Annotated in this window: 12 protein-coding genes and 2 pseudogenes; 13 read left to right on the top strand and 1 reads right to left on the bottom strand. The window is 42.1% G+C overall.

The annotated features are described in order from the left end of the window. The first annotated feature begins 215 nt into the window (after positions 1-215). The 9 genes and pseudogenes from DCO16_RS09260 to DCO16_RS09220 form a co-directional block, all read left to right on the top strand. Positions 216-1340, top strand: coding sequence for a mandelate racemase/muconate lactonizing enzyme family protein (locus tag DCO16_RS09260; RefSeq protein ID WP_302480366.1), 1125 nt, complete (start codon positions 216-218; stop codon positions 1338-1340). 77 nt (positions 1341-1417) lie between these two features. Then, positions 1418-2347, top strand: coding sequence for a Bug family tripartite tricarboxylate transporter substrate binding protein (locus DCO16_RS09255; RefSeq protein ID WP_173943376.1), 930 nt, complete (start codon positions 1418-1420; stop codon positions 2345-2347). Between the two features lie 42 nt (positions 2348-2389). Continuing rightward, complete coding sequence (locus DCO16_RS09250) at positions 2390-2530, top strand: hypothetical protein (RefSeq protein WP_173943375.1); 141 nt, start codon at positions 2390-2392, stop codon at positions 2528-2530. Positions 2531-2995: 465 nt separating this feature from the next. Beyond that, positions 2996-3733 carry a sulfite exporter TauE/SafE family protein gene (locus DCO16_RS09245; protein WP_173943374.1) on the top strand — a complete coding sequence of 246 codons (738 nt, stop codon included), beginning with the start codon at positions 2996-2998 and terminating at the stop codon, positions 3731-3733. After that, the gene (locus DCO16_RS09240; RefSeq protein WP_173943373.1) at positions 3733-4590 is read left to right on the top strand and encodes an EamA family transporter; all 858 of its coding nucleotides are present in this window, start codon (positions 3733-3735) and stop codon (positions 4588-4590) included. The genes DCO16_RS09245 and DCO16_RS09240 overlap by 1 nt, the downstream gene beginning before the upstream one ends. Before the next feature lie 418 nt (positions 4591-5008). After that, positions 5009-5668 carry a peroxiredoxin gene (locus tag DCO16_RS09235; protein ID WP_173943372.1) on the top strand — a complete coding sequence of 220 codons (660 nt, stop codon included), beginning with the start codon at positions 5009-5011 and terminating at the stop codon, positions 5666-5668. A gap of 512 nt (positions 5669-6180) precedes the next feature. After that, a complete protein-coding gene (locus DCO16_RS09230) occupies positions 6181-7209 on the top strand; it encodes an SDR family oxidoreductase (RefSeq protein WP_173943371.1) in 1029 nt (342 codons plus the stop codon). A 65-nt stretch (positions 7210-7274) separates the two neighbouring features. After that, a pseudogene (locus DCO16_RS09225) lies at positions 7275-8051 on the top strand (transposase); the annotation flags it as partial. A 7-nt stretch (positions 8052-8058) separates the two neighbouring features. Then, positions 8059-8526 (top strand): annotated as a pseudogene (locus tag DCO16_RS09220) (integrase core domain-containing protein); the annotation flags it as partial. 265 nt (positions 8527-8791) lie between these two features. Here the strand turns inward: DCO16_RS09220 and DCO16_RS09215 are convergent. Next, a complete protein-coding gene (locus DCO16_RS09215; RefSeq protein WP_173943370.1) occupies positions 8792-9820 on the bottom strand; it encodes a LacI family DNA-binding transcriptional regulator in 1029 nt (342 codons plus the stop codon). A gap of 156 nt (positions 9821-9976) precedes the next feature. Here DCO16_RS09215 and DCO16_RS09210 point away from each other — a divergent pair, with 156 nt between their 5' ends. Genes DCO16_RS09210 through DCO16_RS09195 form a run of 4 tightly spaced genes read left to right on the top strand, consistent with a single transcriptional unit; the run spans position 9977 to position 13378 of the window. Next, positions 9977-10696, top strand: a complete 720-nt coding sequence (locus tag DCO16_RS09210; RefSeq protein ID WP_254598034.1) for an ABC transporter permease — start codon at positions 9977-9979, stop codon at positions 10694-10696. Next, positions 10693-11481: an ABC transporter permease gene (locus DCO16_RS09205; RefSeq protein WP_173943369.1), complete on the top strand. Its 789-nt coding sequence runs from the start codon at positions 10693-10695 to the stop codon at positions 11479-11481. The genes DCO16_RS09210 and DCO16_RS09205 overlap by 4 nt, the downstream gene beginning before the upstream one ends. A 3-nt stretch (positions 11482-11484) precedes the next feature. Continuing rightward, complete coding sequence (locus tag DCO16_RS09200; protein WP_173943368.1) at positions 11485-12282, top strand: ABC transporter ATP-binding protein; 798 nt, start codon at positions 11485-11487, stop codon at positions 12280-12282. 31 nt (positions 12283-12313) lie between these two features. Continuing rightward, on the top strand, positions 12314-13378 hold the full coding sequence (locus DCO16_RS09195; protein WP_173943367.1) for an ABC transporter substrate-binding protein: 1065 nt from the start codon (positions 12314-12316) through the stop codon (positions 13376-13378). Positions 13379-13432 lie beyond the last annotated feature (54 nt).

Here is a 13432-nt window from a genome sequence, read left to right as displayed (position 1 = left end):
ATGATGAAGGCATAGTCCAGGGAGTAGTGAAAGCTACACAAACCGGAATCCTTTGGTCCCAGGTTCAAGTCCTGGTGGGCCCACCAGAAATGAAAATACCAACCTTCGGGTTGGTATTTTTTTCATTGAGACTTACAATATTTCATAAATTAATTTTGCAATACTTCAGATAATTTCTCACCATTCTTATTAGCTTTTAGCGAAAGAAAAAACTATTGGAAACATTTGTCACAATAAAGTCTATTCAAGCTTTTGTTTATCGAGCGCCAATAGCGAAACCAGTGAGGACATCATTCGGACTCATGTTGAATAGGCCAGCTGTTTTTGTTCGGATCGAAGATCAGGATGGAGTTATTGGCTGGGGAGAGGTTTGGTGTAATTTTCCCAGTTGTGGAGCAGAGCATCGCGCAATATTGCTGGAAGAAACCTTTAAGCCACTATTAATTAATGAGAAATTCACTCAACCACAAGAAATTTATCAGCTACTGACTAAAAAGACAGAAGTTCTTGCAATTCAGTCTGGCGAGTATGGGCCTATTGCACAAGTATGTGCGGGTCTTGATCTTGCTGCTTGGGACTTATTCGCAAAAAAATCACAGCTACCTTTATGGCGATACTTAGGCGGCAATAGTCCTTCGATAAAGACGTATGCTAGTGGTATCAATCCAGATCATCCTGAGCAAGTGGTTGAACAGTTTCTGGATAATGGGTACAACGCCTTTAAGTTAAAGATCGGTTTTGGAGATGCTATAGATCACCAAAATTTAAAAAATATTCGAACGGTTATTCCAGATCACCTTTTAATGGTTGATGCCAATCAGGTTTGGGATGTATCTGAAGCACTTGAAAAAATTCAGGCACTGCAAGAATTTCATCTCAATTGGATAGAAGAGCCAATTCGTGCAGACCTTGCTCTTGAGGATTGGCGCAGACTTGCTGTTAATAGCCATGCCAGATTAGCGGCTGGCGAAAATATAGTGGGTCAGAAAAATTTCACTGATGCTATTCAATCTGGGGCATTCGCAGTCATACAGCCAGATGTTGCGAAGTGGGGTGGCATCTCTGGATGCCTACCTATAATTCAGATGCTTGAAGGCCGTTCTATTGAGTATTGCCCTCATTACCTTGGCGGAGGAATTGGATTACTGGCCTCAGCGCATTTGTTAGCTGCTTCCGGCTCCCAGGGAATGCTAGAAATAGATTCGAACCCCAATCCCTTGCGATCATTAGCAGGCAGTCCAATTGAGCATATTATTGAGGGCATGGTTACACTGACAGAAGAGCTCGGAATTGGACTTGAGCCAAACTTAGATGAGCTTGCCCAATTTCGAATCCATTAATCCTAAATTCACTTATTTTCATACACTCTATGCGACTTATTAAATCAGCTCTATTACTCACTACTCTATGTCTTTTAATGACCTCAGGATTAAGTCGTGCCCAATCTTGGCCAGATCGCCCTATAAAGGTTATCGTGCCATATGCTGCAGGTGGCGGTGTTGATCCAGTAGCGCGCTTAGTTAGTTTGAAGCTAGCGGAGATATGGAAGCAACCAGTAGTAGTTGAAAACAAAGCAGGGGGTAGCGGAACTATTGGGGCAAGCTTTGTGGCTAAGTCTCCCTCAGATGGATTAACTATATTGATGTCTGCTACTGCCGAAGTAGTGATTAATCAACACTTCATGCAAAAAATGTCATACAACCCAGATGTGGACTTAAAGCCGGTAACCTTGCTAGTGAAGCTCCCCTTTGTATTAGTAACAAATCCATCCAAGCCTTACTCAAGTGCACCTGAACTAATTGCCTTTGCTAAGAAGAATCCAAATGTAGTGACATATGCATCTTCCGGGCCTGGAACAGCCCAGCATTTAGCAGCAGTAATGCTTGAAGAGCAGGCCGGCATTCAATTAGTACATGTTCCTTATAAAGGTGTGGCCCCATCTGTTTCTGATTTATTGGCTGGTCATGTGGATGTTGGCTTCGCTGGCCTGCCCACAGCACTTCCTCATATTAAATCTGATGCGCTCAAAGCATTGGGGCTATCATCTAAAGCACCCTCGGTTGCAGCACCAAATATTCCACCGTTGGCGAAAACCCCTGGGTTGCAAAATTTTGATCTGACTCAGTGGTTTGGTGTTTATGTACCAAGCGGAACTCCAAATGCAATAAGTCAAAAGATTCAAAAGGATATTGTTGAAGTGCTCAAAATGCCAGAGGTAAAAGAGGCGCTTGAAAAGCAAGGAGCGCAACCAGGCCAAATGACTATGGCTGAGTTCCAAGCTTTTTCTAATAGTGAAAGTAAGAAATTTGGGGCAATCGTGAAAAGCGCCAAAATAGAACAAAACTAGATAGATTTCGTTGAATATGATGAAGGCATAGTCCAGGGAGTTGTGAAAGCAACACAAACCGGAATCCTTTGGTCCCAGGTTCAAGTCCTGGTGGATGCACTACAAAAACAAGCCCTCATTAAAGATGGCGAGAGTTTTGTCTTAGGACCGTTACAAGTTGTAACGGTCATTTGTCAATACTGAATACAACCATATTTGAGTGGCTTTAGGATTGAGACTTTAAAGTGGGGTGCAAGCGTTACTTTAAGTAACGGTGGGGGCACTTGAGCAGCCACGATTAGTCCCAAGGCCAAGTGCGCTGATTCGAATCATACTGGGCAGGCCAAACTTGCAAGTAAATGAATAGGGCAATCGATTGGCTTGACTGTGATCAGGGCTGATCCGTTGATGGGGCTTGTCATGTGGTGTCGGTTTGACCCGACTCCAAATGGGTGGGGCTAACCGAAAAATGCACCATTCATTTAGCTTTTTACTTTAAAACTTCACAGCTCTGAACGTTTAAATATAGAACATTGCTGGGTTTCTAGGCTTATTTTTGAACTTTTTGTTAGCCCAGCATCTTTTGCCGTGTGTGCTCAATCTATGCAAGTGACTTTGAGTGGAACTCGCGGTGGCGATCTCTTTGTGTTTCTAGATTAAGATCCTTGGATGGAACTGCTACTCGCTAATATTGGATTAGGTATCTTGGGTATCGGAGCAGGGCTACTGGGCGGCGTGATTGGTTTTGGAACTACGATCATTTTGATGCCCCCCTTGGTTTATCTCTATGGATCATTGCTCACTATTCCTATTATCGCAATTACCGCAACCATCGCTAACTTATCTCGAGTATTGATCTGGTGGCGTTCAATTGATTGGAAGGTATGCGCAATTTATAGTGCCACAGCCATTCCCGCAGTAATCTTAGGGGCCAATACCCTAGTTCTTCTTAATCAAAGCATCATCGAGCTCATCTTGGGGGTGTTTTTGTTAGCGCTTATCCCCATCCGCCGGTGGATGCGTTCGAAGAACATGACTGTCCAACTTTGGCAAATGGCAATCGTGGGAGCAGGTATTGGCTATCTCACTGGTATTGTGGCCACAACTGGTGCCATCAATACACCATTTTTCTTAGCCTTTGGACTGACCAAAGGGGCATATTTAGGAACCGAGGCCGCAAGCTCTCTATCGATCTTTATTACTAAAGGAATTGTATTTCATCAACTCGGAGTGATTGATATGACTGCCATTACTCAAGGCATCTATCTAGGGCTTTGTGTATTTGGTGGCTCACTCTTATCTAAACGGATTGTTCTCAAGATGCCCGAGGAACGCTTTGTCATCCTGATGGAATGGGTCATTGCTATTTCTGGGATCAGCATCTTAATGATGAGCGTTTTATCCTGATGAGCAGTTTCGTCTTTCTAAGTATTCTAACGGCTGCAATGATGCATGCTTTATGGAATACGCTAATGAAGTCAGCGCCCGATAAAAATCTTGAGACCGCACTGGCTAATTTCTCAACATCCTTAGTTGCCATTCCATTCCTACTCATCTTTGGATTACCTGAGCCTGAGACCTATGGCTATATCTTTCTTTCTCTCATCTTGCATGTAATCTACTTTTACTCTGTAGCATCAGCCTATCGCTATGGGGATCTTAATATGGCCTACCCAATCATGCGAGGAGTAGCCCCGATTCTGACTCTAATCTTTGGGGGTATGATTTTTGGTGATGCTATCCATCCCGTGATTGCAGTGGGTATTATTCTTATTTGTCTTGGGGTAATTCTTTTGGGATTAAAAAAGTCACCAAGCACAGCCAATCATCAAAAGACTCTACTATTTGCTTTGGGCAATGCTGTGATTATTGCAGCATATACGATTGTGGATGGACAGGGAGCACGAATTGCAACTCAGGTTTGGTCCTATATCGGTCTGTTGATGCTCTTAAATGGCTACGTTTTTCCTGCCATCTTAATGTGGCAGCGTAGGAATACATTCACCTTTGTACAAACCATGCAGTATGTAAAGCACAGGGGGCTTTATGCATTCATCGGAGGATCCTGCGTCATGGGTTCGTACTCGATTGCTCTGTGGGCAATGACGCAAGCGCCAATCACGATAGTAGCGGCTATTCGTGAGACCTCGGTATTGTTTGCCTTTGTGTTCGCGGTCGTATTTTTAAAAGAGCCAATCTATCCTCAGCGTATTATCGGAATAGTCGGTATTTGTATTGGTATCGTACTTATTCGACTAAGTTAACCCACGACCACACCCACCGTCATCTCGGTTACAGTTACTGGATCGTTCCCTCGTAAGAAGGATTGTTTTGGATTGCCTGTCACCGAACAAATTGAAGAAACCCATAAGGCCAAGTGCGCTGGTTCGAATCGTGCTGGGCAGGCCAATTTATATACTGAAAATAGCGTACGGATTGGCTCAACTTTGATCAGGTCGGATCCATTGGCAGGGTTGATCTTGTGGTGTCGGTTTGACTCTATTTAAAGTAAGGTGGAATAAAAGTTGCTTTGATTCAAGTTCGCTAAAATTGCAGCCAAACCCATCATTGAGTCCGATATAGCTAATTAATCTGTAGATATAGCTTTTCTATCCTTTGATAGTTAGATGAACTCATTTATAGTAAAAACAAGTAATGAAGCGCCTATAAGGAGTGTTAAGTATGTCTCTCAGAATTAATGATGTAGCACCTGATTTCACGGTGGATTCAACAGCTGGAAAATTAAATTTTCATGAATGGATCGGCAATCAATATGCGATTTTATTTTCCCATCCCAAAGATTTCACACCTGTATGCACTACGGAGTTTAGTGCTGTAGCCCAATTAGCTAGTGAATTTGAGAAGCGCAATACTAAGGTCATTGGTGTATCTGTTGATAGCGTTGAAGAGCATCTCAAATGGAAAAAAGACATTGAGGCTACCGCTGGTGCCCCAGCCAATTTCCCCATCATTGATGATCGCTCTCTGGAAGTGGCCAAGTTGTACAACATGCTGCCAGCAGAGGCTTTTCTGCCTGATGGTCGTACCCCGGCACACACTGCTACGGTACGTACAGTATTCATCATTGGACCTGATAAAAAGATTCGCCTCACCATTTCATACCCAATGGCAGTTGGGCGTAATTTTGCTGAGATTTTGCGAGCGTTAGATGCGATTCAAATCACTGACGGTGCGCCGATTGCCACCCCAGCTAATTGGCAACTAGGGCAAGATGTAATTGTAGGCTTAGCCTTGACAGATGAAGCGGCTAAAGAAAAGTTTGGGGTACTCGATATCAAGTTGCCCTATTTACGCTTTGCTAAGGCACCTACTAGTAAGTAAATATAAATGAGTGGGAGCTTCTTATTTTTCTACGTTAAGCGGGAGCTCTTTAGAATGATCTCTTTTTAAGTCTTTCAATAATAGCTATAGGTGTTTAAGACAAGCTATTTGAACATTGTTATAAAGCTCTCAAACAGGGCGCAAGCGTTACTTTAAGTAACGGTGGGGCACCCCAAGCAACTAGGACATGTCCCAAGGCCAAGTGCGCTGGTTCGAATCGTGCTGGGCAGGCCAAACTCTCCAGATTAAATGAACAGCGTGCGGATTGCTCGAACTGTGGAACTATCACCTCAATGCTGTCTAGCGTATAGCCCACCTAGTTCTAGCATGAGTGATCCCCTTAACTATTCGCAACTCATCATGTGCATGGTCAATTACGGCTGGCGACTGATCCACTAGCGGGGCTCGTCATTTAGTGTCGGTTTGATCCGACGCCAAATGGGGCGGGGCATATTTAACTAGTATCATCTGAATTAGTTAATATCAATAAAACTAAATCTTGAAATTTCAAATTGCTTTCTAAACCAAAAATATTGATTACTGGAGCAAACGGCTTTATTGGTGGAGCACTATCGGCCAAGTTAATCAGTACGCCTTTGTGGAAAGAATCCATCTTTTTGATTCGTTCCAGTACCCCTGAAGAAGGGTTAATGAGGCTAGCCAACACACTCCGTAAGCATGGTGTAAGGACTGATCAATTACTGACTTTAGGACTCCATCAAATAATCTGTGGTGATTTAAATGTAGTCAATCGATGGATTGATGATCCACGTTTAAGATCCATTGAAAATGTAGTGAGCTCAGCAGCCATAGCCTCTTTTGGCAACCATCCATCTATTTGGCCTACCAATGTGGATGGTGTTTTAAATATGGCGCATGGTTTGAGTCACCGATGTAAATTAAGAAGATTTATTCACATTGGCACAGCAATGGCCTGTGGAGCAAATGCGCCCAGTCCTGTTCCAGAGGGATACGATGGCGGCCAGGAAACCATTCACTTTTTAGAATATACGCATAGTAAGCATGAGGTTGAGCGTAGGCTCAAAGAAGAGTTGCCTGATTTACCACTTGTGATTGCGAGGCCTTCGATTGTGGTTGGGCATACTAAATTAGGATGTTCAGCTTCGGGTAGTATCTTTTGGGTTTTTAGAATGGCTTTGGCCCTCAAAGCATTTCCCTGCCGAATCGATCAAAAAATTGATGTCATTCCCGTAGATTACTGTGCGGATGCCATCTTTCTATTGTTAACCAAGCCAAAATTAAAATACGATTTTTATCATATTTCTGCTGGTCAAAAGTCATCCTCTAGTTTTGCCCAAATTGATGCTTCAATTGCTAAAGCCATGAATAGGCCGCCGATTAAAGGCTATCAGCAAAAATCCTATGAACAGATTGTTCAAATGCGAGATCAATTTACGAGCTTGCTAGGAGCCTGTAATCGTCGCATCGTTGCTAAAGCAATCAAAACTTATGGAAGTTTTTCAACCCTTGAAATGGCTTTTGACAACAAGAGAATGTTGTCGGAAGGAATGAAAGGGTAATCGTCCCCTAGGTTAACTTGATTTAAAAGTAGAATTTCTATGTAGTTTGATTTAAAGGAAATTCTATGAAGACCTCCCGATTTACCGATAGCCAAATCATGGCCATTCTCAAGCAAGCCGAATCTGGCGTGCCAGCCCCAGAACTGTGCCGTGAGCACAATATTAGCGTTGCTAGCTTCTATAAATGGCGCTCTAAATACGGCGGCATGGATGCTTCTATGATGTCCCGCGTAAAGGAGTTAGAGCTTGAAAATGCCCGCCTAAAGAAGATGTACGCCGAAGTCCAACTCCAGGCAGATATCTTAAAGGAAGTTTTGACAAAAAAAGTAACTCGGCCATCTCGCCGCCGTGAGATGGCCAGCCAAGAAGTAAAAAGGGGTCGTATGAGCATCCGCTTAGCGTGCGATACCTTTGTCATTAGCCAGACCTGCTATCGCTATAGCCCTAAGCTGTCTTCTGACAATGCCCTTATTGCCGATTGGCTGATCCGTCTTACTCACAATCAACGCAACTGGGGCTTTGGTCTTTGCTTCTTATTTTTGCGTAACGTGAAGGGATTTACCTGGAACCACAAGCGGGTTTACCGGATTACGACCAAGGGAAGTCCCTTTAGGGATAAGGAACTAGAGCTTAATCTACGGATTAAACCCCATAAACGCTTAGTTCGGGAAAAGCCTTTACCCTTAGCTGTACCTCAAGGCATTAATGACACTTGGTCGATTGATTTTATGCATGACCAACTTCATGATGGCAGAACCATCCGCCTTTTTAATGTGATCGATGACTTTAATCGAGAGGCCTTAGCCATTGATATTGATTTTTCTATGCCCGCAGTACGAGTGATCCGGTGACCAACTTCATGATGGCAGAACCATCCGCCTTTTTAATGTGATCGATGACTTTAATCGAGAGGCCTTAGCCATTGATATTGATTTTTCTATGCCCGCAGTACGAGTGATCCGGTCACTCGATCAGATCATTGAATGGCGTGGCAAGCCCTTAAAAATACGCTGTGATAATGGCCCCGAACTCGTAGGAAACATCCTGACTGCATGGGCTGCTAAACACCAAATTGAGATGAGTTATATCCAACCAGGTAAGCCACAGCAAAATGCTTATATTGAACGCTATAACCGCACCGTGAGATATGACTGGCTTAATCAATACCTCTTTGAATCGATTGATGAAGTACAAGACTTTGCAACCAAATGGATGTGGACCTACAATCACGAAAGACCCAATATGGGTTTAGGAGGAATTACTCCTAAACAAAAACTAGCACTTGCAGTACCAGCCTCTACTTTTAGCTTAGGTTAAAAAGGGGAGGATTACCGAGGCGATGGGTATATGTATAGGCTTTTCATAGATAAAAAGCTGTATTTCACAATAGATTACCGTTACAAGCTGTAACGGTCATTTGTCACTACTGAATACAACCATATTTGAGTGGCTTTAGGATTGAGACTTAAAAGTGGGGTGCAAGCGTTACCTTAAGTAACAGTTATGCTACAAAATTACTTCGTATAACACTTGAGATTACACGTCACCCGTATATATTCCAGAGACTAAGAGTGATCATAAATTAACACTTTGGGGCCTTCGATGTGGATTCGCGAATAATCAAATTGACATTAGTTTTAATTTTTTGGGGTAGAGAGGTAACTCTATTAATTTGTGCTGTGAGATGATTTGCAGCACTAGACCACATTCCAATAGCATCAATATGAATAGTTGTAAGGCTAGGAAGGAGATGTCTTGAAATTTCTAAATCATCAAACCCAATAATAGAAATGTCCCTAGGAATATGCAGCCCCTGTTTTTGTGCTTCAAGAAGTGCCCCCAATGCTAATACATCATTACCGCAAATAATTGCAGTAATCTTGGGATTACTAAGTAACAATTTTTTAAATCCGAGGCGCGCTTCCTCAAGTTGATAGGGGCACTCCACTATTACTTCTTTTTTTAAATGAATTCTGCTCTTTGACAACAATTCTAGAGCTCCAACGACTCGATCATTTGCACGATCATTATTAGCGGTGATGCCTGTTAGAATTCCGAATTGCTTATGGCCTTGACATAGTAAGTATTTAACGCCAAGCTTTATAGCTTCACGATTATCAAATCCTGAAGCATAGCCATTAAAGGGGGCAGATAAAGAACCAACATGTATGTAAGGAATATTGCGTGTTTTAAGAAGTTTTAATGCATCTCGTTTTTGGCTCGTTCCAAAGAGTGCAATACCCTCCACTCCTCTTGTAAGCAAGTTGATTATTTGTGTGGCTTCAATAGTAGGATCATAGTTGCTACTGGCCACTAAAAGTTGGTACCCAGATTGGTTTAATTGCCTTTGAAATTCTGCAAGTCCTTGTGCAAAGATGGCATTGTCAAGTGTAGGGACTACCACACCAATTGTTCCCGAGCGCCTCAACATTAGAGAGCGAGCCCCCGCATTTGGTATGTAACCTAATTTTTTGATGACATCGCTAATTTGTTTTCTAAGAGCTTCACTTACGGTATTAGGTTGATTTATTGATCGCGATACAGTCGCAGTAGATACTTTTGCTGCAACTGCAACATCATTAATCGTGATCAATTTAATATTTTTCTTCATCTTAAACTTAGGGAAAATCCTAACTTAATTTGGTCAATTAGGACAATTTGGTTCGCAAATTGTGGTTAGAATGAAAGCGCTTACATAATTTTAATATTCTATAAGGAATTAGAAATTTTTAGCAAATTTTCAGCCCTCTTTTTATTTTGTGTAATTTTGTTTACCACCTGGTTTGGTTTAACTGAGTGGACAGGCATTGTCTCGGGCGCAAGATTTCCATCTCCTATAGAGACTTGGAATTCATTCAAGATTATTGCAATGCAGGGCTATGGTAATGGAAAGCTCTATCAGCATATCTTGCAAAGCGTGATTTTAGTCACATCTGGTTTTTTGGTCTCATCGTCATTAGGCATCCTATTAGGCATCTTAATGGGAGCTAATAAAAAGATTGAGGCTTTTGTAAACCCAATCTTTTTGACATTAAGGCCGATACCTCCGTTAGCTTGGATTCCATTAGCAATAGTTTGGTTGGGCCTTGGGAATTCTGCCAAGATTATGGTGATTTATGTTGCTGCATTTGTGCCAGCTGTTATTAATAGTTTCACTGGCGTTAGATCGATTGAGGCTCCTCAACGTGAGGCAGCAGCAATGCTCGGAATCGGTCGCCTTGCTTATTATCGAGAGGTTCTCATTCCAGGAGCTCTACCATTTATCTTTACAGGCCTTCGCCTCTCGCTCCAGGCTTCTTGGACTACTTTAGTAGCTGCAGAATTAGTTGGCGCAACTTTAGGGTTGGGGTCAATTCTTAATCAGGCAGCCCAAGATATAAATCCTGCCATGATTTTGGTGGGCATGATTAGTGTCGCAATTTCTGGGTGGTTGATGACTCAGCTATTGGCAAAGGCTGAGAGCTATGCTATGCCTTGGAGGGCATGATGGCAAATAATGAGTATTTAAATCGGGGTGAATCTGTACTGTGGACGAGCATGGGAATCGCGAGTTTTATTAGTTTTTGGTATTTGATGGTTACGTTAGACCTTGTTCCAAAACAATTTTTACCATACCCACATGAGGTATTGAGTAAATTCATTCATTTACTTACTGAGCCTTTTTCCGGATTTACCTTATGGACACATATTGCATCAAGTTTTCTACGATTTAGTTATGGATTCTTGTTAGCGGCATTAATTGGTATACCGCTTGGTTTATTAATGGCTTTGTCTAAGTATGCAAATCAGCTCATTACTCCATTTTTTGAAAGTATTCGATTTGTTGCGCCAATAGCCTGGGTTCCATTTGCCGCCCTTTGGTTTGGTACAGGCATTGGAGGGCCGATATTAGTGATTTTTATGGGAGCCTTCCCACCAGTACTAATAAATACCTATCGCGGTGCAATTCATGTCGATAAAAAATATCTAGAAGCGGCAAGGATGTTGGGCGCAAAAAAATTTCGTTTGATGGCTGAGGTTTTATTTCCAGCATCAATTCCTTCGATTATTGCTGGTCTCAGAATTTCTGCTGGATTAGGATGGCAATCTCTTGTTGGTGCTGAATTGATTGTTGCGTCGAGTGGGGTCGGTTACATGATGGTCAAGGGTCAGGCCAGCATTCAAACTGATATTGTAATGAGTGGAATGATTGCAATAGGGCTTATTGGATTATTGATTGATGTGCTTTTAAGGCAGGCTGAAAAGTTTGCTATTCACTATAAAGAAATTTGATTTATGGCAGATATTGTTTTCGATTCAGTGCAGCGTAGTTTTAAGCAGGGCGGCAAAGAATTTCTAGCTGTCGGCGATATTAACTTTACAGTTAAAGATAAAGAATTTGTTGCTATTGTTGGTCCGTCAGGGTGCGGCAAAACGACTTGCTTGCGTATGGTTGCAGGTCTTGAAATACCAACTAAAGGAAGGATATTAGTTGGCGATAAAGAGGTGAAGGGCCCGGGGCCAGATCGCGCAGTAGTATTTCAGCAATTTGCTTTGTTTCCATGGAAAACAGTTCAGCAAAATATTCAGTTTGGCCTTAAATCCATGAGTATGAGCATCGCAGAAAAACAAGAAAAGACTGCACGTTTAGTTTCTCTTATGGGATTAGATGGGTATGAGCAAGCTTATCCCCATCAACTATCTGGTGGTATGCAGCAACGTGTGGCAATTGCTCGTGCCTATGTCTTAGAGCCAGAAGTGCTTTTGATGGATGAGCCATTTGGCGCATTAGATGCGCAAACAAGAGTTGTTATGCAGGAAGAACTTGTAAGACTTGCTCGCAAGAATCCTAAAACAGTTTTATTTATTACTCATTCAGTTGAGGAGGCGGTTTATCTCGCAGATCGAGTAGTAGTTATGTCAAGAAGACCAGGTCTGATTCGCGATGTAATTGAGATTAAGCCTATTCGTGAAAAAGAAGGTTGGGATACACATTCTCGAATTGAGGATGTCATGGATTTAAATTCTTTTGTAAAGTTACGTAGTCAGATATGGAAGTTATTAAGGGAGCAAAGCTTGGGTGTTGATCATTGATTTATTTTTGAAATATTAAATGGAGATACAAATGCAATTAAAAAAAACATTAACTAGAGTTTTAGGGGCAACGGTACTTTTAGCAGCTAGCATAGGCTTAGTACAAGCCCAGGCTAAGCCGGCCCTCACAGAAATTAAGATTAGTTATCAACCCGCTCTGTATTGGGCCCTTCCTTTTTTTGTGGCAACTGAAAAAAATTGGTGGGGTGAGTTAGGTCTAAAGCCTGAATTTAGCACTTTCCCAGCAGGTGTTCCCCAGATTGCGGCTTCTGCCTCTAAATCTTGGGATGTTGGTGGTACAGGATCCGTGCCAGCGGTTCTGGGCTATGTGCGCTTTGGAATTAAAACTATTGGAATCAGTAATGACGAGTCTGCAGGAAATGCACTATTAGCTACCCCTAAGGCAGCTGAAGCGTTTGCTACAAATCCCCAATCTTTGAAGGGGCAAACAATCGTTCTTACGGGAAACTCTACAGGCGATTATGCCGTTCAGTCATGTCTTAAAAAGTATGGCTTAGCAAAAACAGATGTAGTAATTAAAAACATGGGTCAGGGTGAAATTATCTCTGCGATGTCTTCCGGTAATGCAGACTTCGGTGGTTTGTGGGCTCCGAATATTTACACATTAGAGGAAAAGGCGGGCGCTAAGGTTATATGTAGTGGAAAAGATGGAGGCGCCTTTGTTCCTGGAGCATTAATTGTTCGTGGAGACTATGCCAAAGAGAATCCACAAAATGTAGCAAAATTCCTAGCGGTTTACATGCGCGCCTGGAAGTGGATGAATGCTAATAAGCCACAAGCTATTGTTATGATGAAGAAGTTCTATGAACTAGGTGGTGTGTCAATCTCTGAGGCTTCAATGAAAAAAGAGTTTGATACTCGCCCCAACTACGATCTTGCAACTGAGTTAAAAATAATGGATAGCACTAAGGGTTTATCTCAGGCTGATGTCTGGTTTAATTCTATTGCAGCATTTATGCAGTCCACTGGCGCTATTCAGACCGTACCAGCAGCAAATGAATATCTCACCGATGAATTTTTAAAGATGGTTAACGCGGATAAGAAGCTTCGTGAATTTGCAAACAATAGTAAATAGTTTTTATTAAATCTTTCTGAAGGATGAGGGTAACCTCATTTTTCAGAAATAATG

Origin of the sequence: Polynucleobacter antarcticus, assembly GCF_013307245.1 — a bacterium.
Taxonomy (GTDB): Bacteria; Pseudomonadota; Gammaproteobacteria; order Burkholderiales; family Burkholderiaceae; genus Polynucleobacter; species Polynucleobacter antarcticus.
This window is presented reverse-complemented; position numbering and strand designations above follow the sequence as displayed.

Excerpts from the sequence above, each read along its gene's own strand:
- DCO16_RS09255 (WP_173943376.1), top strand. The coding sequence starts at position 1,418 with ATGACCTCAGGATTAAGTCGTGCCCAATCTTGGCCAGATCGCCCTATA.
- DCO16_RS09245 (WP_173943374.1), top strand. The coding sequence starts at position 2,996 with ATGGAACTGCTACTCGCTAATATTGGATTAGGTATCTTGGGTATCGGA.
- DCO16_RS09240 (WP_173943373.1), top strand. The coding sequence starts at position 3,733 with ATGAGCAGTTTCGTCTTTCTAAGTATTCTAACGGCTGCAATGATGCAT.
- DCO16_RS09235 (WP_173943372.1), top strand. The coding sequence starts at position 5,009 with ATGTCTCTCAGAATTAATGATGTAGCACCTGATTTCACGGTGGATTCA.
- DCO16_RS09215 (WP_173943370.1), bottom strand. The coding sequence starts at position 9,820 with ATGAAGAAAAATATTAAATTGATCACGATTAATGATGTTGCAGTTGCA.
- DCO16_RS09205 (WP_173943369.1), top strand. The coding sequence starts at position 10,693 with ATGATGGCAAATAATGAGTATTTAAATCGGGGTGAATCTGTACTGTGG.
- DCO16_RS09200 (WP_173943368.1), top strand. The coding sequence starts at position 11,485 with ATGGCAGATATTGTTTTCGATTCAGTGCAGCGTAGTTTTAAGCAGGGC.
- DCO16_RS09195 (WP_173943367.1), top strand. The coding sequence starts at position 12,314 with ATGCAATTAAAAAAAACATTAACTAGAGTTTTAGGGGCAACGGTACTT.